Source organism: Stenotrophomonas sp. TWI377 (assembly GCF_039674525.1).
Lineage (GTDB): Bacteria > Pseudomonadota > Gammaproteobacteria > Xanthomonadales > Xanthomonadaceae > Stenotrophomonas.
In genome coordinates, this window is the sequence record NZ_JBDJNT010000001.1 from 268,211 (window position 1) to 288,940 (window position 20,730).

11 protein-coding genes and 1 pseudogene are annotated in these 20,730 nt (G+C 67.7%); 1 reads left to right on the forward strand and 11 read right to left on the reverse strand.

Features of this window, described 5'->3' with window-relative positions; translation table 11 throughout:
- Positions 1–39: 39 nt before the first annotated feature.
- The 5 genes and pseudogenes from ABE546_RS01165 to ABE546_RS01185 all read right to left on the reverse strand — a co-directional run.
- Positions 40–1,521: pseudogene (locus tag ABE546_RS01165) on the reverse strand (MFS transporter); the annotation flags it as partial.
- Positions 1,514–4,138: a glycoside hydrolase family 3 C-terminal domain-containing protein gene (locus tag ABE546_RS01170; protein ID WP_346462697.1), complete on the reverse strand. Its 2,625-nt coding sequence runs from the start codon at positions 4,136–4,138 to the stop codon at positions 1,514–1,516. The pseudogene ABE546_RS01165 and the gene ABE546_RS01170, both read right to left, overlap by 8 nt.
- A gap of 71 nt (positions 4,139–4,209) precedes the next feature.
- Complete coding sequence (locus ABE546_RS01175) at positions 4,210–5,907, reverse strand: glycoside hydrolase family 43 protein (RefSeq protein WP_346462357.1); 1,698 nt, start codon at positions 5,905–5,907, stop codon at positions 4,210–4,212.
- On the reverse strand, positions 5,907–7,919 hold the full coding sequence (locus tag ABE546_RS01180; RefSeq protein WP_346462359.1) for a sialate O-acetylesterase: 2,013 nt from the start codon (positions 7,917–7,919) through the stop codon (positions 5,907–5,909). The genes ABE546_RS01175 and ABE546_RS01180 overlap by 1 nt, the downstream gene beginning before the upstream one ends.
- Positions 7,916–10,030, reverse strand: coding sequence for an alpha-glucuronidase family glycosyl hydrolase (locus ABE546_RS01185; protein WP_346462361.1), 2,115 nt, complete (start codon positions 10,028–10,030; stop codon positions 7,916–7,918). The genes ABE546_RS01180 and ABE546_RS01185 overlap by 4 nt, the downstream gene beginning before the upstream one ends.
- A 111-nt stretch (positions 10,031–10,141) precedes the next feature.
- On the opposite strand from ABE546_RS01185, the gene ABE546_RS01190 reads away from it, so the two are divergent.
- Complete coding sequence (locus tag ABE546_RS01190; RefSeq protein ID WP_346462363.1) at positions 10,142–11,197, forward strand: LacI family DNA-binding transcriptional regulator; 1,056 nt, start codon at positions 10,142–10,144, stop codon at positions 11,195–11,197.
- A gap of 17 nt (positions 11,198–11,214) precedes the next feature.
- Here ABE546_RS01190 and ABE546_RS01195 read toward each other — a convergent pair whose 3' ends face one another.
- The 6 genes from ABE546_RS01195 to ABE546_RS01220 all read right to left on the reverse strand — a co-directional run bounded on the left by ABE546_RS01195 (position 11,215) and on the right by ABE546_RS01220 (position 20,730).
- Entirely contained in the window at positions 11,215–13,779 is a 2,565-nt protein-coding gene (locus tag ABE546_RS01195; protein ID WP_346462365.1) for an exo 1,3/1,4-beta-D-glucan glucohydrolase, read from the reverse strand.
- A complete protein-coding gene (locus ABE546_RS01200) occupies positions 13,776–15,185 on the reverse strand; it encodes a sugar porter family MFS transporter (protein WP_313209765.1) in 1,410 nt (469 codons plus the stop codon). The genes ABE546_RS01195 and ABE546_RS01200 overlap by 4 nt, the downstream gene beginning before the upstream one ends.
- 47 nt (positions 15,186–15,232) lie before the next feature.
- The gene (gene xylA / locus ABE546_RS01205) at positions 15,233–16,567 is read right to left on the reverse strand and encodes a xylose isomerase (protein WP_313209767.1); all 1,335 of its coding nucleotides are present in this window, start codon (positions 16,565–16,567) and stop codon (positions 15,233–15,235) included.
- 42 nt (positions 16,568–16,609) lie between these two features.
- On the reverse strand, positions 16,610–18,103 hold the full coding sequence (gene xylB, locus ABE546_RS01210) for a xylulokinase (protein ID WP_346462367.1): 1,494 nt from the start codon (positions 18,101–18,103) through the stop codon (positions 16,610–16,612).
- Between the two features lie 64 nt (positions 18,104–18,167).
- A complete protein-coding gene (locus ABE546_RS01215) occupies positions 18,168–19,697 on the reverse strand; it encodes a tryptophan halogenase family protein (RefSeq protein WP_313218406.1) in 1,530 nt (509 codons plus the stop codon).
- A 13-nt stretch (positions 19,698–19,710) separates the two neighbouring features.
- A complete protein-coding gene (locus tag ABE546_RS01220; protein ID WP_346462369.1) occupies positions 19,711–20,730 on the reverse strand; it encodes a cupin-like domain-containing protein in 1,020 nt (339 codons plus the stop codon).

Genomic DNA, 20,730 nt, shown 5'->3' on the forward strand with positions numbered 1-20,730 from the left:
GGAGATGGCATGCGCCTTGAGCTGATCAAGAGTGGGTCCCTGCCGACGCAGGTGCAGGTCCTGCTCGATGCGCGTCTCCATGCGCTTGTCGATCTTGTAGAAGAAGAGCAGCGCGACCGCGACCAGGAACGGCAGGGAGCAGTAGATGCTTACGGTCAGGCGGATGCCGTCCACCACGGCCTGGGGCTGTTGTTCCGCGCCGGCCTGATAGCCGTGGTGCGCAAGAATGCCGGCAACCAGCGCACCGCCGATGCTGAGCCCGATCTTCAGCCCGCACAGCATCGCGGAGAAGATGATTGCCGTGGCGCGGCGATGGTTCTTCCATTCGGAGTAATCGGCCACATCGGCGATCATCGCCCAGAGCAGCGGGATGGTGATGCCGTAGCAGAACCCGTGCAGCATGAAGGCGCCAAAGGCCACCCCCACCGCTGTAGGCGGAAACAGGTAGAACACCAGCAGGAACACGGTAGAGACCAGCAGCGCGCCACCGAACACATCACGCTTGCCGAAGCCGTCGGCCAGGCGCCGGGAGACCCCGATGCCCAGGATCATGCAGAGGATGCCGCAGGCGTTGAACAGGCTGAAGGCCGAGGTCGCCGGATCCTCCGGCCAGGTGAAGCCGGACAGGCCCCATCCGTTGAGGGTCGCGTTCAATCCGCCGATGAAGCGGTTGAAACCGGAAGCATCGAGAAAGCCCGCCAGCGCGGCCTCGCTCATGTAGTACTGGAAGTAGTAGATGTAGGTGCCGCCCTTCAGGGCCAGGTTGATGAAGACCAGCACGGTGAGAGCCAGCATCACTTTCCACGGCCGGTTGTGCAGCAGGTCGGTCAGATCCTGCAGCACCCCGCCCGTCTGTTCCTTGGCAGGCACGATGCGCTCGCGCGTGGTGGCGAAGGTGATCAGGAAGAACAGCGTTCCCACTACCGCGAAGACGGTCATCACCCGTTCGAAGCCCTGCACGCGATCGCCGTCGCCCAGGATCAATACCAGCGGCAACAGCAGCACCTGGATGATGAACTGCGCGATCATTACCGCCACGAAGCGGTAGGCCGAGAGGCTGTTGCGCTGGGCCATGCTGCCAGTCAGCACGCCGCTGAGCGCGGAGTACGGCAGGTTGTTGGCCGCGTACACGAACATCAGCAGGCCATAGGTCACCACTGCATAGAGGACCTTGCCCTGTGCGCCCAGGTCCGGCGTGCTGAAGGCGAGCAGTGACAGCACGCCGAACGGGATCGCCGTCCACAGGATCCACGGCCGGAACTTTCCCCAGCGGCTGGCGGTGCGGTCGGCGGCAATGCCGATCAGCGGGGTGAACACGAAGGCACCCAGCAGGCCGATCACGAAGATGATGGTGGCCGCCGTGGCGGGCGGCAACCGGTACACATCGGTATAGAAGAACGCCAGGTAGGTGATCAGCGTCTGGAAGATCAGGTTGGCCGCGAGGTCGCCCAGGCTGTAGCCCAGCTTCTCCCGGACGGACAGCGTGTGCTCGGGGGTCTCCCCGTGGCGGGCATCAGTCACGATTCGCCTCCACGGTGAAGCGGCTCCGCACGCGGGCATCGGCGCTTGAGCCGCCTATCCGTACCTCATACGCCCCGGGCAGCACGGCATAGGTGCCGCGCGCGTCGTCGTACTCGCGCAGCGCCTGCTGCGCCTCGAGATCGAACGCCACGATGCGCCGCTCGCCCGGCGCCAGATGAACGCGCTGGAAGCCGCGCAGCGTCTGTTGCGCATCGCCTGCGCCGGCCGCCAACCGCCGGACGTACAGCTGCACCACTTCATCGCCCGCACGCTCGCCGGTGTTGGCCACCTCCACCTGCACCTTGAGCGCGCCGTTGTCGGCGATGCGGGATGCGCCGAGGCTCAGCTTGCCGTAGTCGAAACGGGTATAGGACAGCCCGTAGCCGAAGGGATACAGCGGCGTGCCGCGGAAGTAGCGGTAGGTGCGGCCCTCCATCGCGTAATCATCAAATGCGGGCATCACCTGGTCTGCGCTGTAGAACGTTACCGGTAGCCGGCCGCCCGGGTTGACGTCGCCGAACAGCGCTTCGCCCACGGCGGTGCCGCCGCGTTGCCCGGGATACCAGCTCATCAGGATCGCGGACAGGTTCGCCTGGGCCCACTCCACCGCCAGCGCCGATCCTCCCGTCAGCACCATCACCACCGGCGTGCCCGTGGCGTGCAGCGCGTCCAGCAGGGCGCGCTGGGTGGCGGGCAGGCGCAGGTCGGTGCGGTCGCCGCCGGCGAAGCCCGGATAGTTGACCGTCATCTCTTCGCCTTCCACGTCGCCGGTCAGGCCGCCGACGAACACCACCACATCCGCGCTGCGGGCGGCATCGACGGCTTCTTCGAACGGCGGCTTCGCCCCGGGCATGCGCCAACCCAGCCGCACGCCGGCGTCGCGCTCGGCATCGTAGTACTCCAGCGTCAGTTCATAGGCACGGCCCGCCCGCAGGTCCAGGTCCACCCCGTCGCTGCGCAGGCGATCGCTGTTGGCCCAATGGTCCAGCACCCGCTTGCCATCCACGTAGAGACGGAAGCCGTCATCGGCGGCCGCCTCGATCCGGTAACGGCCCGAGACCGGCGGCAGCAGCTGGCCACGCCAGCGGATGCTGAAGCCATCGTTGGGAATGCCCTGCCCCGGCGCCGCTTCACCGCGGGCCAGCAGGTTGTCGGTCGGCGAGCCGCGGTCCCAGCGGAAGCCGATCTGCGCATCGGTGCGGACCAGCGCCGGTGTCCCGGACAGATCGGGCGTACGGAAGTACTCGCCGCGCAGGCCGCGTTCCGGGGAGTCGGCCGAGGGTCGCAGATACGCCGCCTCGATCAGCGGCGTCGCGCTGGGATCATCGCGTCCTTCGACCAGATCCACGCCGCGTGCATAGCGCACCTCGATGCCCTTCGCCGCGTCGCGGATGCCCTGCAGGATCGTCACCGGTGCCGCCGGTGTGCCGAAGTAGTTGCCGAGCAGTGCCATGGTGTCATCGGCAGTCGGGCCGACCACGGCAATGCGCTTGAGGGTGCGTGACAGCGGCAGCACGCCATCGTTCTTCAGCAGCACCAGCGATGCCTGGGCGGCCTTCAACGCCAGCGCATCGTGTGCCGGGGCCTGGTTCACCGACGCGGGAATCCGCGCCCAGCGGACGCGCTCGGGTGGATCGAACATGCCCAGCCGCATCCGCGCGGTGAACAGGCGCGTCACCGCGTCGTCGATCTCCGCCTCGCTGATCAGGCCCTGGCGTACGGCTGCGGGCAGCGTGGCGTACTCCTGGCCGCACTCCAGCTCGGTGCCATTCTTGACCGCCAGCGCCGCGGCGGCCTCGCGGGTCGGCACGATTTTGTGATGCTTCCAGATATCGACGATGGCCCAGCAGTCGGACACCACGTAGCCCTTGAAGCCCCAGTCCCGGCGCAGCACGTCGCGCAGCAGGAACTTGCTGGCGCTGGCGGACTCGCCGTACACCCGGTTGTAGGCGCCCATCACCGCGTCGACCTGGCCTTCCTTGACCAGTGCCTCGAAGGCCGGGAGGTAGGTGTCGTACAGGTCGCGCTTGCTGGGCCGTGCGTCGAAGTGGTGGCGATCCGCTTCGGGACCACTGTGCACCGCCAAGTGCTTGGCCGTGGCGTCGAGCTTGCGGTACACCGGGTCGTCGCCCTGCAGGCCGTGCACGAAGGCGACGCCCATGCGCGCGGTGAGGTACGGGTCTTCGCCGTAGGTTTCCTGGCCCCGGCCCCACCGCGGATCGCGGAAGATGTTGATGTTCGGCGACCAGTAGGTCAGGCCCTGGTAGCGGCCATGCGAGCCCTCGCGCACGAACTGGTGATGCTTGGCGCGTGCCTCGTCGCTGATGGTGGTGGCCACCTGCCCCATCAACGGCACATCGAACGTGGCGGCCAGCCCGATGGCCTGCGGGAACACCGTGGCCTGTCCTGCCCGCGCCACACCGTGCAGGCCCTCGTTCCACCAGTCGTAGGCCGGAACGCCCAGGCGCTCGATGGCCGGCGCGGCGTTCTGCATCTGGGCGGCCTTTTCCTCCAGGGTCATCTGCCCCACCAGCGCGGCGGCGCGGGTTTCAAAGCTGGCCGAGGTGTCCAGCCACGGCTGGGTTTCCGCGGCATGACCGGCGGTCGCCGCTGCCATGGCAGCGCACAGCACCAGGGTGCGGAAGGTGGGGCCACGACGGCCACTGCAGAGGTAAGGCGCACGCGTCATCATTTGCTCCTCAAGGCGCGCTCGTCGCGCGCGAATGGTCCCAGCAGCGCGCCGACAAAGCCGCCTGCGCGATCCGTACTCAACACCGTTCCGTCCACGTCGTCGGCGAGCGTCTGCCAGCCCTGCCCATCATCCGTGTCGAATGCGAACGCATAGCGGCCCCCGTCACCGGCGATCTTCAGGCGCAGCGACGTGGACGCCGTCGCGGTGCGCGTGGCCAGGGTGCGGGTCACGCCGCTGCCATCGCGCCCTTCCAAGAAGATCGCCACGCGATCCCCGCCGAGGCTTCGCACGCCCAGGAAGTACCAGTAACGCTCGCTCTGGAACGCAGCAAGGCCCGCCGCCACACCCGTCGCCGGCCGCGTCATGTCGGTGCTGGCCTCGAAGCGCAGATGCTGCTGACGGCGGCCAAGGAAGGCGGGGTTGCGCAGCGTATCCAGGTTCTCCGGCAACGGATGCACGGCCAAGCTACCCGGACGCAGGCCCAGGTCTGCCCACGCCTGTTTGGGGACGCGTACCCGCAACCATCCCATGCCGAGCGTCGGTGCATCGAAGCCGTCGCGATCGACGAAGTTGCCGGTTGATGGGGCCTGCGAGGCATCGCCCTGCATCCACGACGGCGCCTTGACCACGTACGGAATGGCCTGGTTGGCCGGCAGGATCACCGGCCAGCCATCCCGCCATTGCACGGGCAGCAGATACGTCTCCCGCCCCGTGTTGTAGTGGCGCGTCTGGTAATTGCGACTGGCCAGGAACACCGCCCACCAGGCCCCGTCCGGACCTTCCACCAGATCGGCATGGCCGGCGTTGGTGATCGGCAGCGGCCGGTCGTCCGGCAGGTCGCGCTGGGTAAGAATCGGATTGCCCGCATACGGGAGGTAGGGTCCCCAGACCTCGCGGCTGCGCAGGACCACCTGGGAATGCTGCGGCCCGGTGCCACCCTCGGCATCGGAAAGGTAGTACCAGCCATCGCGCTTGAAGACATGCGGACCTTCGATCCAGATCGGGTTCTTCGCCGGCTCCACCCCGCCGTCGATGAGCACCCTGCGCGGCCCCACCGGCTTGAACGCAGCCAGATCGATCTGCTGCATCCAGATGGCGCGGTGGCCTTCGTAGCGCTGCGGACCGGGTGGCACATCGTTGTTGACCAGGTAGACGGCGCCGTCTTCGTCGAAGAACAGCGACGGGTCGATGCCCTCCACGCTGGGCAGCCAGTGCGGGTCGGACCAGGGGCCGGCAGGGTCGCGCGCGGTCGCGATGAAGTTGCCGCCACTGTCGACGGCCGTGGTGACCACATAGAACATGCCGTCGTGGTACTCGATAGCCGGCGCGAAGATGCCGCGCGATACGTTCAATCCATCGAAGTCCAGCTGCGTCGGGCGGTCGATCACGTTGCCGATCTGTTTCCAGTGCACCAGATCGATGCTCTCGAATACCGGAATGCCCGGGAAGAACGTGAAGCTCGAATTGACCAGATAGAAGCGGTCGTTGGCGCGGACGATGCTGGGATCCGCATGGAAGCCGGCCAGGATCGGGTTGCGGTAGTGACCGGCGGGCAGCGGTGCTTCAAAGGCCGCGTCGTGACCCGAATAGTCGAACCAGTCGAAATAAACCGGCGGCGCAGGCGCAGGCGCAGCGCCCAGTGGCGACACTGTCGCCGACAACAGCAGAACGACCGTGGCCATCAGCAGGCGCATCAGCGAACCTCCGCAGCGTTAAGGGAAAGCTCGAAGGGCCCGGCCGGCGCACCGCTGCTGTCGCGCAGCGTGCAGACCGGACCGTCCGCCCAGCAATAGCGCACACGCAACGCGCCGCTCCGGTCGTGCCGGCCGCTGGCCGGCTCCGCGCAATCCGCGCAAGAAAGCACAACCTCACGCCCCTCCAGCACCGCGTCGGCATAGCGGCAGTGCCGTGCATCGGCGTCACAGAGCTCGAATCCTATGGGGCCGTTCGCACCGGTCGTGACCAGGGTGCCGGTGACATTGTCGAACGCAATCCTTGCTTCGCCCTGCCCGCGCGACACGGTGCGAACCGTCGGGCCGGAAGGTGCCAGCGCCCGTTCGCCGTAGGCCACGTGACGTGCCACCCGGGCCAGGCGCCGGCCCAGCTCCTGTTTGTTGGGCGGGTGGATGTCGTACGCATCGCCGATGTCGATGGCCACCGCGAGCCCGGTAAGCGGGTCTTCCGCCGCGACGCGACGCTGCGCCTCGCGCACCTGCGCCCAGCCACTCTCCACCGGCGCCTGGGGCGGCTGCCCATAGCCGGCCAACTGCACCACCAGCAACGGCAACCGCGCACCGAACCGGCTGCGCCAGTCATCGCGCAGGCTGCGCAGCTGGTTGGCATAAGCGGCACCGTCCGCCGTGTTCGACTCGCCTTGGTACCAGAGCATCCCACGCAGGCCATAGCCGCCGAGCGGTGCGATCATGCCGTTGTACAGCGTCGACAGACCGGTGGCGGCATGCCAGGGCGCCACCGGCGGTGGTTGTGTGCCGGGCGCCACCCGGTAGTGCCACGGTGCGTCCAGGACGATGCGCGTGCCGTCGTCCAGCTGCACGGCGTGAGCGTCGGCCGGTCCCGACAGCCCGCCCTCGCCGTAGGTATCCAGTACGTTGATCACCACCGTGTTCTCACCGGCGTTCAAAAGCCCGGCCGGAAGTGTGTAACGCCGCGCCTCCCCGGCACCGTACTGGCTGCCCACCGCCACGCCGTTGACCCAGGTCATGTCCGTCTCATCGACGGCGCCCAGCGCAAGCCGTGCACCCTGCGCCGCCTGCGCGGCGGTCAGCGTGACCTGGGTGCGGTACCAGACCATGCCGTTGTACGCGGCAAGGTCCGGCACGCCCCAACGCTCCCATGCCCCCAGCGCGGCGGGGGCCGTGTGCCATGCCGTGTTGTCTGCGCCTGGCTGCCAGGGAGTGTCGCCTTGCCGGGTTCCGTCGCGCGTCGACCACCACTGCTGCCATACCTCGCCCCAGCCCGCGGTTGCCGCCGCAGGGTTGCTTGCGTAGAGCGCGAGCAGGTCAAGCGCGGGGTCCATGCCGCCCTGCGTATGCAGCGCGTCGGCGCTGGTCCACGCCTCGATCCGCGAGCCGCCCCACGCCGCCTGGATCAGCCCCATCGGGACGTTGACGGTCTTCTGCAGTTCACGCGCAAAGTAGTAACAGGCGGCGGAAAAGTCGCGCACCGCGGCTGGCGACGCCGGCCTCCACGCCGTCGGCGCCGGGAACGTGCTCTGCGGCGTAACGGCTGCGGCCTTGGGCACGGTGAGCAGGCGAATCGTCGGGTGCGTGGCGGAGGCGATCTCACTGTCTGCATCAAGCGCGCGCCAGACCGGCAGGTCCATGTTCGACTGCCCGGAACACAACCAGACATCGCCCATCTGCACGTCATGCACGTTCCGGGTGGCCTGCCCTGCGCGGACGGTCATGTCGTGAGGGCCGCCAGCGGGGATGGGCTGCAGCGTTGCACGCCACTGGCCGCCGGCATCCGCGCGCGTGGTGACGGTTTGGCGTGCGAACGCCACGGAAACCGGGGTGCCCGGCGCAGCATGGCCCCAGACCGGAATCGGCTGGTCGCGCTGCAGCACGGCGTGATCCTGGAACAGTGGATGCAGCAGCGGTGTGGCCGGTTCCTGTGCCACCGCCGGCATGCCAGCGCATGCCACGGCGGTCGCCAGCATCCAGACGATCACCCGTGTCCGACTCATCGCCCGTCTCCCGGCGCGGAAGGAAACTGCAAACGCTGGTACCAGGTCAGCGCGTGTGGCGGCGCGGTTTCGCCCGCAGGCAAGGGCCTGCCGCTGATCGACTGGAAGTACGCCACACTGGCATCGCGCCACCACTGCGCTTCGCGCCGCTGGATGCTGAGGAAGGCGGCGACCTGCGCATGCCGCTGCGCATACACCCTGCCCTGGAGGCCTGCCCAGGTGGCCTGCATTCCTTCCACCTGACGCACACCCAGGGAGTAACGCCCCACCAGTTCGTCCCACAACGGTCGTCCTGAAGCCATGCGGTGATCCCACGGGACATGGTGGAACCACAACAGCAGCGGCTCCGGCACCCGCGCCAGGTCGCCGTACACGGTGGCCACCTCGGGGGCGTACTGGGCCACCGCGTTGCTGCCGCTCGCGGTGCGATCGAAGCCGATGCCATCGCGGTCGGCGCGGTGGTAGTACACGGCGGTCCAGTCCGCGCGCGGACCGCCGTCCACCCAGGGGCCGGGCCCGTAATGGTGCCCGCGCGCCATCAGGTGGTGCAGACCCAGCGGCGTCATGTAGTTCACCGCGGCCTCGCGCGAGACCATCATCATGTCGACGATGGGCACGACCACCTCGGGATCCGGCGCGAACGTCATCGCGGCCCAGTCCGCCGCGATGTCGCGGGCGGACTGGGCCGGATTCCAGGCGAGACGGCCGAAGGCGTACCAGTTGGCCTGGTCGAAGTGCGACCCACTCCAGGTGCGATCGCTGCCGATGTTGGCGACGCCGGCGATCCCGGTCAGAAACTGCGCGACCGTGGCGCCCGCACCGCGTGCGTGGGTGTCGGACTGCAGCACCTCCTCGTACAGCGGCCCCAGGTAGACCAGATGCGTGGCGAAGCCGAGATACTCCTTGGTGATCTGGACCTCCATCATCAGCGGCGTGCGTGGCATGGCCCCGAACAGGGGATGGAACGGCTCCCGCGGCTGGAAGTCGATGGGCCCGTTCTTTACCTGCACGATCACGTTCGGGCGGAAGTCACCGTCCAGCCCGGCAAATTCGGTGTAGGGCTGCGTGGCGCGGTCCTCGGGCAGTTCATGCGCGTAGACGAAGGCGCGCCACATCACCACGCCGCCATGCGGTGCCAGCGCGTCCGCCAGCAGATTGGCCCCTTCCGCATGCGAACGGCCATAGTCCTGCGGTCCGGGCTGTCCTTCCGAATTGGCCTTGACCAGGAAGCCACCGAAATCCGGAATGCGCGCGTAGATCTCGTCAGCCTTGTCGCGCCACCAGCGCTGCACGTCCGGGTCGAGTGGATCGGCGGTCTTCAGCCCGCCCAGCTCGATGGGCGCGCTGAAGCGCGCGCTCAGGTATACGCGGATGCCGTACGGGCGGAACCTGTCTGCCAGCGCGGCGGCTTTGATGAGATATGCCGGCGCAAGGCTCTGCGCGCTCGCGTTTACATTGTTCAGTACGGTGCCGTTGATGCCGAGCGAGGCGTTGGCACGCGCATAGTCCGTATAGCGTGGGTCCCGCCACTCCGGCAGGGTCTGCCAGTCCCACAGCGAGCGGCCCGCATAGCCGCGTTCCACATAGCCGTCCAGGTTGTCCCAGTGGTCGAGCACGCGCAGTCGGAGGCGGGGTGATTCGCGAACCTCGAGGGCATCGAGTGACGCGCCGGTCTGCAGCAGTCGCAGCAGATGGAACACGCCATACAGGACGCCGATATCCCGGCGCGCGGCCACCAGCAGCACCTCGCGCCCGCCGATGTGCGCACGCCTGAGCAGGTAGCCATCGTCGCCGAGTGAGCCAATCTCCTGGCGGAGGGGCGCGATCACGGCTGACGAATCCGGGGTGCCCAGCACCACGGTGGGGTCTGCGCTTGGCGCGATCTGCATCCGCGGCGCGCGACCCAGCAGGCCGGTGAGGCCACGCACAAGTTCCTCGCGCGCGGCGCGTTGCGTCGGGGTCTGATCGGGAGCCACGACCCCGCCCAGCCGTGCCCGGTCGTCCGCCGCGAGCGCAGGTTCCAGCGGTGCGTAGCGCAGCCATAGGGCGTAACCGTCCTCTGCGCGCACGGTGCCCGAGCAGGCGAAAAGCGCCACGGCGACACCCAGCATCCAGTGACACCGCTCGACATTCCGGCGCAGCAGCAGCGTCGCCAGCAAACCTTGTAAGCTGGGGAGGTGCCCGCCTCGCGGCAGCGTCACAAAGAAGAAAGGCAACACGCATTGGACAAGCCGAAGAAATCGGTCCGCCGCAAAACCAGTGGCGTGACGATCGACGAGGTGGCTGCCCTGGCCGGGGTATCGCCGATGACCGTGTCGCGCGCGATCAACCAAGGCAAGGTGCGCGATGTCACGCGCGAACGGGTGATGCGCGCGGTGCGCGAACTGGGCTACACGCCCAACCTGGCCGCGAGTTCGCTGGCCGCGGCGCAACACACGCGGATCGCGCTGATCTACACCAATCCCAGTGGCGCCTACCTGCGGGAGCTGCTGGTGGGCCTGCTGCGTGTCGCGTCCAACGCGGCCATCCAGCTGGTCATCCATTACTGGGACAACTTCGACCCCGAGGCCGAGCGCAACGCTGCACGCGCCTTGGCCGGACGTGTGGATGGCGTCATCCTGCCGCCGCCGCTGTGCGAGTCGCAGGCGGCCGTCACCGAACTGGTCAGCGCCGGCATCCCGGTGGTCGCGATCGCATCGGGGCACCTGAGAGACGATCTTTCCTGCGTCCGCATCGACGACTTCCACGCGGGCAAGGAGATGGCCGAACACCTGATCCAGCACGGGCACCGACGGATCGGCTTCATCTGCGGCCGCAGCGACCTCAGTGCGAGCGCGCGTCGCTACGATGGGTTTGTCACCGCCCTGCAGGAGGCAGGGCTGCAGGTCGAACCCGGCCTCGTCGAACAGGGGGATTACACCTACCGTTCGGGGCTTGCCGCGACCGAGAAGCTGCTGTCCCAGCGTCGGCCGCCCACGGCCATCTTCGCCAGCAACGATGACATGGCCGCGGCGGCCATCTCCGTTGCACACCGACGCGGCCTCGAGGTGCCCCGCGATCTGTCGGTCGTGGGCTTCGATGACACCTCGGCGGCAACGACCGTCTGGCCCGAGCTCACCACCCTCCATCAACCCATCGCCGCGATGGCCGACGCCGCCATCGATATCCTGCTGCGTACCATCCGCCGCAAGGGCGACGACACGCGCGTGCTGACCGATCACGTCATGCCGCACCGGCTGGTGGTGCGCGACTCGGTCGCGCGCCCGCCCAAGCGCTGAGGGCGCAGGCCGCATCGTCACGCGCCGGGGCATGCGATGGTGGCCTCCGCTTCATTCAAGGCGCCCAGGGCAACGCGTGACACCGAGAGCGTCATCGCGCCTGCCGTCCCGAGCGACCAGGGGCGATCCAGCTTGCCGACCTCCGCGCCGGCCGCCGCCAGACACTTCAAGGGCACGCCCACGCGGGTCCATTGGCCCACGGGCAGCGTTGCCAGCGCCGGTCCGAGCGCGACGCGTGCCGAACAACCCGTGCCGCAGCCCACGGACAACCACGCCTCGCCCTGGGGTGCGGCGTCGACGCGCATCGTCGTCAACAGCATCAGGTCGCCGTTGCTCTCGCGCTGCAGGTCCAGCGGCGTGTGCGACTGCAGCGCGACGATCGCCTCACCCTTGCCCGACCACGCCAGACGGCGACCATCTTCCTGTGCCAGGTGATCCACGCCGGTGACCTTCAGCAGGTCGCCCTCGAGGGATTCCGGCACCTGCGTGACGGTTACCCCCTGCCCGGCGCTGCCCTCCAACCGCAGGGCCATGCCGGAGCCGGCATCCCCGCGCGCGAAGAACACCCCGGCGGCCCCTTCGTTGCCCGTCACGCCCGAGGCTTCCGGCAGCGCGGCCAGATCGCCGTTGTCGGCATAGGTCAGGCCGAAGCCGAAGGCGAACAGGGGGTTGTAGTCCTTCTGCCCGACATTGTTGGCGTACTGCGTCGCGGTGCGCGGCCAGCTGAAGCTCAGCTTGCCCTTGAAGTCGTGCTGCACGCTGCCATCCGGCCTGCGCAGCAGCACATCGGCAATGCCGGCACCTTCCGAACCGGGCAGCCAGGCCGCCACGAAGGCATCGGCGGCGTTGATCTCACGATTCACCCAGAGCGGGCGTCCGCTGAGGAACACCGCGATCACGGGGATGCCGTCGGCCTTGAGCCGCTTGATCAACGCCAGATCCGCGTCGTCCCCCGGCTTGTAGGCAAGGGTCGCCAGATCGCCCTGGAACTCCGCATAGGGGTTCTCGCCGAACACCACCACGGCCACATCCGGTTTCGTGGTGTAAGCGCCATCCACCGCCAACTGCGCTTCGCCGCCAGCGGCCGTGGCCTGCTGCGCAATGCCCTCGTAGATCGTGTCCGCGTTCGGGAAGTCTTTGCGGGTGGTGCCGGTGCCCTGCCAGTTCAGCGTCCAGCCGCCCGCCTGCTTGCCCACGTCGTTGGCACCGTCACCGGCCACCAGGATGCGTTGCTTCGGCGACAGCGGCAGCACGCCGCCCTGGTTCTTCAGCAGCACCAGCGATTCGCGCACCGCCTGGCGTGCAACCTGACGATGCTCCGGCGCACCGACCAGTGCGAACTGCCCACCGACCGCGCGCGACGATGGCTTGCCCGCCTCGAACAGGCCCAGCCGCATCTTGACCCGCAGAATCCGGCGCACTGCGTCGTCCAGGCGTTGCTGGGGAAGGGAGCCGTCCTTCACCGCGGCCAGCGTGGTCTCGTAGAAACCCTTCCAGCTGTCCGACGCCATGGCCATGTCCAGGCCGGCATTGATCGTGGCCGGACAATCGGTGGTGGTGCAGCCCTTGACCTGCCCGTGGCCGTTCCAGTCGCCCACCACGAAACCACCGAAGTGCATGCGCCCCTTCAGCGCATCGGTCAGGTACGGCTTGTTGCCGTGCATTTTTTCGCCGTTGACGCTGTTGAAGGAGGCCATCACCGTCTGCGCGCCCGCCGCGATGGCGGGCGGATACCCGGCCGCGTGGATGCGCACCAGCTCGGCCTCGCTGATCCGGGTATCGCCCTGGTCCTTGCCGTCGGTGGTGCCGCCATCACCGAGGAAGTGCTTGACCGACGCGATGACATGGCGACCGTCAAGGAAGCCTGGCGAGCCCACCTTGCCCTGCAGGCCCTCGACCATCGCGCCGGCATAGCTGGCCACCACCTCGGGCGACTCGGCGTACCCCTCGTAGGTACGCCCCCAGCGGTCGTCCTGCGGTACTGCCACGGTCGGCGCGAACGCCCACTCCATGCCCGTCGCACGGGTTTCCAGCGCGGTGATCTCACCGATACGGCGCAGCAGCTCCGGGTTACGGGTCGCGCCCAGGCCGATGTTGTGCGGGAACAGGGTCGCGCCGATGATATTGCTCTGCCCGTGGACGGCGTCGATGCCGAACAGCACCGGAATCGCCTTGCCGCCCTGCGAGGTGTCCATCGAAGCTGCGTAGAACGCATCGGCCAGCGCCAGCCATTCGGCCGGCGAGGCATCATAGCGGCCGCCGGGATCGGAGTTGCCGCCCGCGAGGATCGAGCCGAGCCGGTAGGTGCGGAGGTCCTCCGGCGTGATGCTGGCAATGTCACCCTGCACCAGCTGACCCACCTTTTCCTCCACCGTCATGGTGTCCATCAGGTCGGTGATCCGCTTGTCCAGCGCGCCATCCTGGGGCAGTGGCCAGGCCACCTGCGGCCACGGATCCGGATCGGCCGCCGCCGGTGCAACGGCCTTGTCATCGTTCCCGCAGGCAGCCAACACCCCCATCAGCGCGGCCAGCAGCACGCCACGGCGGGCGTGGGCAAGGCGTCGATTCGTCATCGTGTTCATCCTTCCATCTGCTCCAGTTCCTTGCCCTTGGTTTCGCGCACGTACCTGAGCACGAAGAAGACCGAGATGATGGCCGAGGCCAGGTAGAGGCTGTAGGTCGCCGCGAGCCCGATGGCGGCCAACAGGATGGGGAACGTCACCGTGACCGCGAAGTTCGCGGTCCATTGCGCCGCACCCGCCACGGCCAGTGCCGAGCCGCGGATCTGGTTGGGGAACATCTCGCCCAGCATCACCCACATCACCGGCCCCCAGGAAAGATTGAAGAACACCACGTAGGCATTGGCCGCCACCAGCGCCAGCGTGCCCATGCTCCCGGGCAGCTGCAGGCGCCCATCGACCAGCGAGCCACTCGCGAAGGCGACCACCAGGAGCGCCAACGACACCGACATGCCGGCCGAGCCGATCCATAGCAGCGGCTTGCGCCCGATGCGGTCGATCAGCAGCACGGTGACGACGCAGGCGCCAATGCTGAGCGCACCAGACAGCACGTTGATCAGCAGTGCGTCGTTCTCGGAAAAACCGACCGCTTGCCAGAGCACGGCGCCGTAGTAGAACACCACGTTGATGCCAACCAGTTGCTGGAAGATGGCCAAGCCGATGCCGACCCAGACAATCGGCCGCATCCTCCCGGTGACCTTGCTGCGCAGGTCCGACAGCCGCGGGCGATGGTGGTCCGTCGACAGCGAGGCGTCGATCTCGGCCAGCTTGGCCTGTGCCTCCGCACCGCCGAACAGCCGCGTCAGCACGTGCAGCGCCTCGTCCTTGCGGCGCTTCACCACGAGGTAGCGTGGGCTCTCCGGAATGGTCAACAGAAGCGCCAGGAACAACAGCGATGGCACCGCCTGCATCCAGAACATCCAGCGCCACGCCGCGTACCCGCCCCACAGCGCCTCGGTCGAGGCACCGGCGGTGGCCGCCAACAGATAGTTGGAGAGGAACGCGACGGTGAGGCCGCTGATGATGGCGATCTGCTGGACCGTCGCGAGGCGGCCACGGTAACGCGCCGGCGCAACTTCGGCGATGTACGCCGGCGAGATCACACTGGCTGCGCCGACCGCAAAGCCCCCCAACACCCGCGCGATGATGAACAGGGTCGAGGACGCCGCCGCGCCTGCCCCGATCGCCGACAGCAGGAACAACACCGCCGAGACGATCAACACGTTGCGGCGTCCCAGGCGGTCGGACAGCCGCCCGGCGCTGAAGGCACCGATGGCGCAGCCCAACAGCATCGAGGCGATCTCGAACCCCTGCATCCACTCGCCTGACCGGAACGTCTGGTGCAGGCCGTCCTGGGTGCCGTTGATCACGCCGCTGTCGAAGCCGAACAGGAATCCGCCAATCGTCGCCACCACGCTGATCAATACGATCAGCCGGGTGTTCTCCCTACCGCTCACTGCCTGGTTCATTGCCCTGCCCCTCCCCGGTTCGGTGTCATCGCTGCGAGCTGTCGCGTTCAGCGCAGCAGGTACTGGTTGAGCAGGTTCTCGTAGCGTTCCTGCTTGCCGCTGGTCTGGTTGGGCTCACCGCCCTTGGCACCCAGTGCGGCCAGGTCCGTGAGGCTGAGCGCGCCTTGCGCGAACTCCTTGCCGGCACCAGTGTCGAAGCTGGCGTAGCGCGCCGTGCGCCACTGTTCCAGCGGGGAGTCGTTGAGCAGCGCGTGGGCCACTTCCAGCCCGCGTGCGAACGCGTCCATGCCGCCGATGTGGGCGATGAACAGGTCTTCCATGTCGGTGGATTCGCGACGCAGCTTGGCGTCGAAGTTCAGGCCGCCCTCCAGGCCGCCCTGCCGCAGGACGACCAGCATCGCGCCCACGGTGTCGTAGAGGTCGGTCGGGAACTGATCCGTATCCCAGCCGTTCTGCGCGTTGCCGCGGTTGGCGTCGATGCTGCCCAACAGGCCGTGGTCCGAGGCGACCTGCAGATCGTGCTCGAAGGTGTGGCCGGAGAGCGTGGCGTGGTTCGCCTCGATGTTGAGCTTGAAGTCCTTGTGCAGGCCATGCTCCTTCAGGAAGCCCGCCACGGTCGCGCTGTCGAAGTCGTACTGGTGCTTCATCGGCTCCATCGGCTTGGGTTCGATCAGGAAGTTGCCCTTCAGGCCGATGCTGCGGCCATAGTCGCGCGCCATCGTGAGGAACCGCGCGAAGTGATCGACCTCGCGCTTCATCTGCGTGTTCGCCAGCGAGGCATAGCCTTCGCGGCCGCCCCAGAACACATAGTGTTCGCCGCCCAGTTCAACCGTCGCCTCCAGGGCGGCCTTCACCTGCACGGCGGCGCGCGCCACCACGGCGAAATCCGGATTGGTGGACGCACCGTTCATGTAGCGCGGGTGCGAGAACAGGTTGGCTGTGCCCCACAGCAGTTTCATGCCGGTCGCATCCTGCCGCGCCTTGGCCAGGCCCACCATGTGCTTCAGATTCTTCTCGTACTGGCCGACGTCGTCCGCATCCGGCGCCAGGTCGATATCGTGGAAGCACCAGTACGGCACGCCGAGCTTGGTGAAAAATTCGAACGCCGCGTCCACCTTCGCCTCGGCGGTCGCCATCGGCGAGCCGGTCTCCCACGGGAAATTGCGGGTGCCCGGACCGAACGGATCATGCCCGGCGTTGCAGAACGTGTGCCAATAGCAGGCCGCGAAACGCAGATGCTCCTGCATGGTCTTGCCACCGATGACCTTGTTCGCGTCATAGACCTTGAACGCGAGCGGGTTGTCCGAGCCGCGGCCTTCGAAGGGGATGCGGCCGATGCCGGGGAAGTATTCCTTGGCGCCGATGAAGGGTTGATTGCTCATGGTGCGTCTTCCTGTCGTTGTGCGAGGTGGTGCGTAAAGGGATCAGCCGCGATACAGCGGCGTGAGCGCGTCGAGATGTCGCAGGAAACGTGCATAGGCCGCGGCATAGGCGTGCGTACGCATCGGATCAGGGTGAGCGGACTGCAGCGGGTCGACCGCAACGTGCCGGTCCGCGATGTCGGCGATGGAGGCAGCGTCACCGCGTGCGTGACCCAGTGCCCACAGGGCCTGCAATGCCGCGCCGAACGCCGCCCCCTCGGACTGGGTCGGTACGTCCACCGGCAGGCCGAAGACATCGGCCACCATCTGCCGCCACTGCGCGCTGTTGCTGCCGCCACCGGTCAGCACGATGCGGTCGAACCGCATGCCCGCGCGGACAAAAGCGTCGTACCCATACTTCAGGCTGTACGTGGCGCCTTCCATGGCCGCGCGGTAGAGGTGCGCCGGGGTCATGTTCGTCGTGTCCAGGCCCGCCAGAACGCCCTTGCCCAGCGGCAGGTCCGGCGTGCGTTCGCCATTGAGGAACGGCAGCATCACCAGGCCGTCGGCACCGGGCGAGGTCGCCCGCAGGTGTCCATCGCCATAGCGGGTGCTGAAACCGAAGGCGTCGGCGACCTGTTCGGTCACGACGGTGCAGTTCATCGTGCAGATCAACGGCAGCCAGCCACCGGTGGACGAGCAGAACGCGGCCCAGGCGCCGTCCGGATCGACCACGGGGGTGTCCGAGTAGGCGAACAAGGTGCCCGAGGTGCCGAGGCTCATCGCCAGGCGGCCGGGCACGACGCAGCCGGTACCGATGGCGGCCATCATGTTGTCGCCCCCGCCGACCGCTACCTTCACCGTCCCGGGAAGCCCCAGTACGCCCGCCGTGGCCGGATCGATGGCGAACAGCTCGTCGGGTGCGGCGATGCGCGGCAGGCACAGGGCCAGGTCGCGCGCCGGATCGGTCGCGCGCAGCAGCGCGGCCGACCAGGTCCGGGTGCGCACGTCCAGCCAGCCCGTGCCCGACGCATCCCCGTACTCGCAGAAGCGCTGGCCGGTCAGCACGAAGTTGAGGTAGTCGTGCGGCAGCAGGATCGTTGCGAGCCGGGCGTAGGCGTCGGGCCGATGCGTCTTCGTCCAGGGCAGTTTGGACGCGGTGTAACCGGTCAGGATGGGGTTGCCGGCCAGCGCAATCGTGCGCGCGGGTCCGCCGAGTGCGTCCATGATCTGCACGCACTCGGCCGAGGTGCTGGTGTCGCACCACAGCTTGGCCGGTGCCAGGACCTCCCCCGCGGCGTCGACCGGTACGAAGCCGTGCTGTTGCCCTGAGACCGCCAGCGCGGAGATGCGGGAACGCACCTTGGAATCGATCGCACGGAAGCAGGCCTGAAGGGCGGCGACCCACGCGGCCGGCTGCTGCTCACGGCTGCCATCGGCGGCGGACGCCAGCTCCAGAGGTGAGCTCGCGCTGGCGATGAGATGCCGCCCGGCAGGGTCGTACACCACGACTTTCAGACTCTGCGTACCTGCATCGATTCCTGCAACCAGATCCATCTATCTCATCCCGTGGGTGTATGGAGGTAGCGCTACCATTTCTGTGCAACAGCGAGCTGCCCCGTCATGCCAGGGCTGAGACCCGTGGCCAGACGTCCCGCGCCGCCCTGCAGTAGCGTTCGATGAACGCTGCCTGCGACGGCATCGTCGCGACCGCCTGCTCCACTGGCTGGCGGATCCGCATCAACAGCGTGCGCAGGTCCGCGTCGCTGATGGCAGCGGCAAGCGGATGCGGAGGTCCCGGCTGGATCCCCTGCCCCATCAGCACGCTCGTCCAGGAGTCGACCCGGAACAGCTCGCCGGGGTCCTGCCAGGCATGCGCACGTTCGCGCCAGGCCCGCAGCCGGACCGCGAGCGATTCGGGCAGGTCCATGTCACGACAGGCCTTCCACATCGGCTCGTCGCGCTGGTTGGCGTGGTAGTGCAGGATGATGAAGTCGCGCACGTGCTCCATCTCCTGCCGGCTGACCTCGTTGTACAGGTCCACCAGCGCCGGGCTGATGCCGTCGGATGGGAACAACTGGATCAGGCGCACCACCGCGCTGATGGTCAGGTGGATGCTGGTCGATTCCAGCGGCTCGATGAAGCCACTGGCAAGCCCCAGTGCCACCACGTTCTTGTTCCATGCCTTCAACCGGCGCCCGCTGCGGAACGGCACCAGCCAGGGGTCCCGCAGGGGCGGGCCATCAACGTCGCGCAGCAGCTTGGCGTGCGCCTCGTCATCGGACATGTGGCGGCTGGAGAACACCAGCCCGCAGCCGACCCGGTGTTGAAGCGCGATATGCCACCGCCACCCGGCTTCGTGCGCGATGGCGCGGGTATACGGAACCGGCGGCGCGACCGATGCGGTCTGCACCGCAACGGCACGATCACTGGGCAACCATTCGTGCCAGTCCTCATAGCCGGTATGCAGGGTCTGCTCGGTCAACAGGCCGCGGAAGCCCGTGCAGTCGATGAACAGGTCGCCCTCGATGACCTGCCCGTCTTCCAGCACCAGGCAGGCAATGGAGCCGTCGTGGGCATCTTGGCGGACCTCGCGGATCTTGCCTTCGACCCGTCGCAGCCCGTGGCCTTCGGCTTTGCGGCGCAGGAATTTCGCGTAGAGCCCGGCGTCGAAGTGATAGGCGTAGTTGACCTGGGGCTGGGTCTCCAGCGTAAACCGGTCATGCCACGAGGCCGCGCTTTCCAGGCAGAAATCGCCCAGGTCCGACGGCATGCCGCGGCGCAGGCTGTCCAGCCAGAAATGGTGGAACGGTGTGGCCCAGGTGCCCTGCCCGATCGTGCCGAACGGATGGATGAAACGTTCCCCGGGGCGACGCCAGTTCTCGAACGAGATCGAGAGCTTGAACGTGCCGGCGACGGCCTGCAGGAACTCCTGCTCATCGATCTGCAGAAAACGGTGAAACGTGCGGATGGGGGGCACGGTCGACTCGCCGACACCCACCGTGCCGATCTGCTCGGACTCCACCAGGGTGATGTCCAACTGATCACGGAACTGGTGCGCCAGCGCACAGCCGGCCAGCCAGCCGGCGGTGCCGCCACCGGCGATGACGACCTTGCGGATGCGCCCTTGCGTTGTGTTCGCCACGTTCAATGCGGTGCTCCCATCAGCGGTTGAGTCGAGCCAGCAGCTGGGCGCGCATGCGGCGCGCCTGCGGCTCGTCGAACGGTGCCAGGTCGCCCCGGGCGGCGTCGGGCAGGTGGTGTCCTGCACGCTCACCCGGGCCGAAGACGTAGTACTCGAAGATCGTTGCCCAGGCCTGCTTCTCGCGCGCCGGCAGGTCGCGCACGGCCCACATCGCGTGGTGGAGTGCCGGTAGCGGCGAGGACAGGAAGGCCGGCGAGCTGCGCCACCAGTAGTTCACCAGCACATTGAAAGGCGCGAGGCTGCGCACGTGGTGCCACCACAGGCTGGGAATGAAGATCGCATCGCCGGGTTCCAGCTCGGCGGTCTGTGCGCTTGCCAATGCATCACGGAATCGCGGGTGGACCGAGAAGTCCGGGCGGTCGAAATCCACCACGCTCACTACCTGTCCGCCCGGGGTGGGTTCCAGCGGCCCGGGATACAGGTTGTCGATCTGCTCCGGCGGAAACAGCGTGAACCGGCGCCGACCTACGGCGCAGCACGCCAGGTTGTCGGGCGTGTCGAAATGGCAGGAGGCGGTCACGCGGTTGCCGATCCAGATGCTTGCCGAAGCGTCGATGCCCTGCCCGGCCAGGCCGGCATCGTTGTGCTGCGCGAACCCGGGCAGCGCTCGATCGATCAGCAAGGACGCGACATAGTAGGTGGGCGGCCGCGGTGCCTCGAGGGTGGCTTCTATCTCGTCCAGCACCTGCGTCAACAATCCGCGCCGGACCTCGACGTTCAACCGGGTGAAATCCTCGTTATAGAACGGGCGCCCCTCGATCTCAGGCCCGCCGTAGGAGTACGGGACCGGCACACCTGCCTCGAAGCCGCGCAGATAGCCCAGTGCCGCCTGCGTGGAGCGTAACCCGGCCTGCACCAGCGCCCAGTCGCGCGCGATGCCGCGCAGTACCACCGGCTCGCCGGCGGCCACCAGTGCCTCCAGCGGAAGCGCGCCAGGTGCCAGACCTTCCAGTGTCCGCATGGAAATGCCGTCCAGCAC

Bases quoted from the DNA above. Each gene is read 5' to 3' on its own strand.
- ABE546_RS01170 (WP_346462697.1), bottom strand. From the start codon at position 4,138: ATGGCAGCGGCGACCGCCGGTCATGCCGCGGAAACCCAGCCGTGGCTG.
- ABE546_RS01175 (WP_346462357.1), bottom strand. From the start codon at position 5,907: ATGCGCCTGCTGATGGCCACGGTCGTTCTGCTGTTGTCGGCGACAGTG.
- ABE546_RS01180 (WP_346462359.1), bottom strand. From the start codon at position 7,919: ATGAGTCGGACACGGGTGATCGTCTGGATGCTGGCGACCGCCGTGGCA.
- ABE546_RS01185 (WP_346462361.1), bottom strand. From the start codon at position 10,030: ATGCTGGGTGTCGCCGTGGCGCTTTTCGCCTGCTCGGGCACCGTGCGC.
- ABE546_RS01195 (WP_346462365.1), bottom strand. From the start codon at position 13,779: ATGAACACGATGACGAATCGACGCCTTGCCCACGCCCGCCGTGGCGTG.
- ABE546_RS01200 (WP_313209765.1), bottom strand. From the start codon at position 15,185: ATGAACCAGGCAGTGAGCGGTAGGGAGAACACCCGGCTGATCGTATTG.
- xylA (WP_313209767.1), bottom strand. From the start codon at position 16,567: ATGAGCAATCAACCCTTCATCGGCGCCAAGGAATACTTCCCCGGCATC.
- xylB (WP_346462367.1), bottom strand. From the start codon at position 18,103: ATGGATCTGGTTGCAGGAATCGATGCAGGTACGCAGAGTCTGAAAGTC.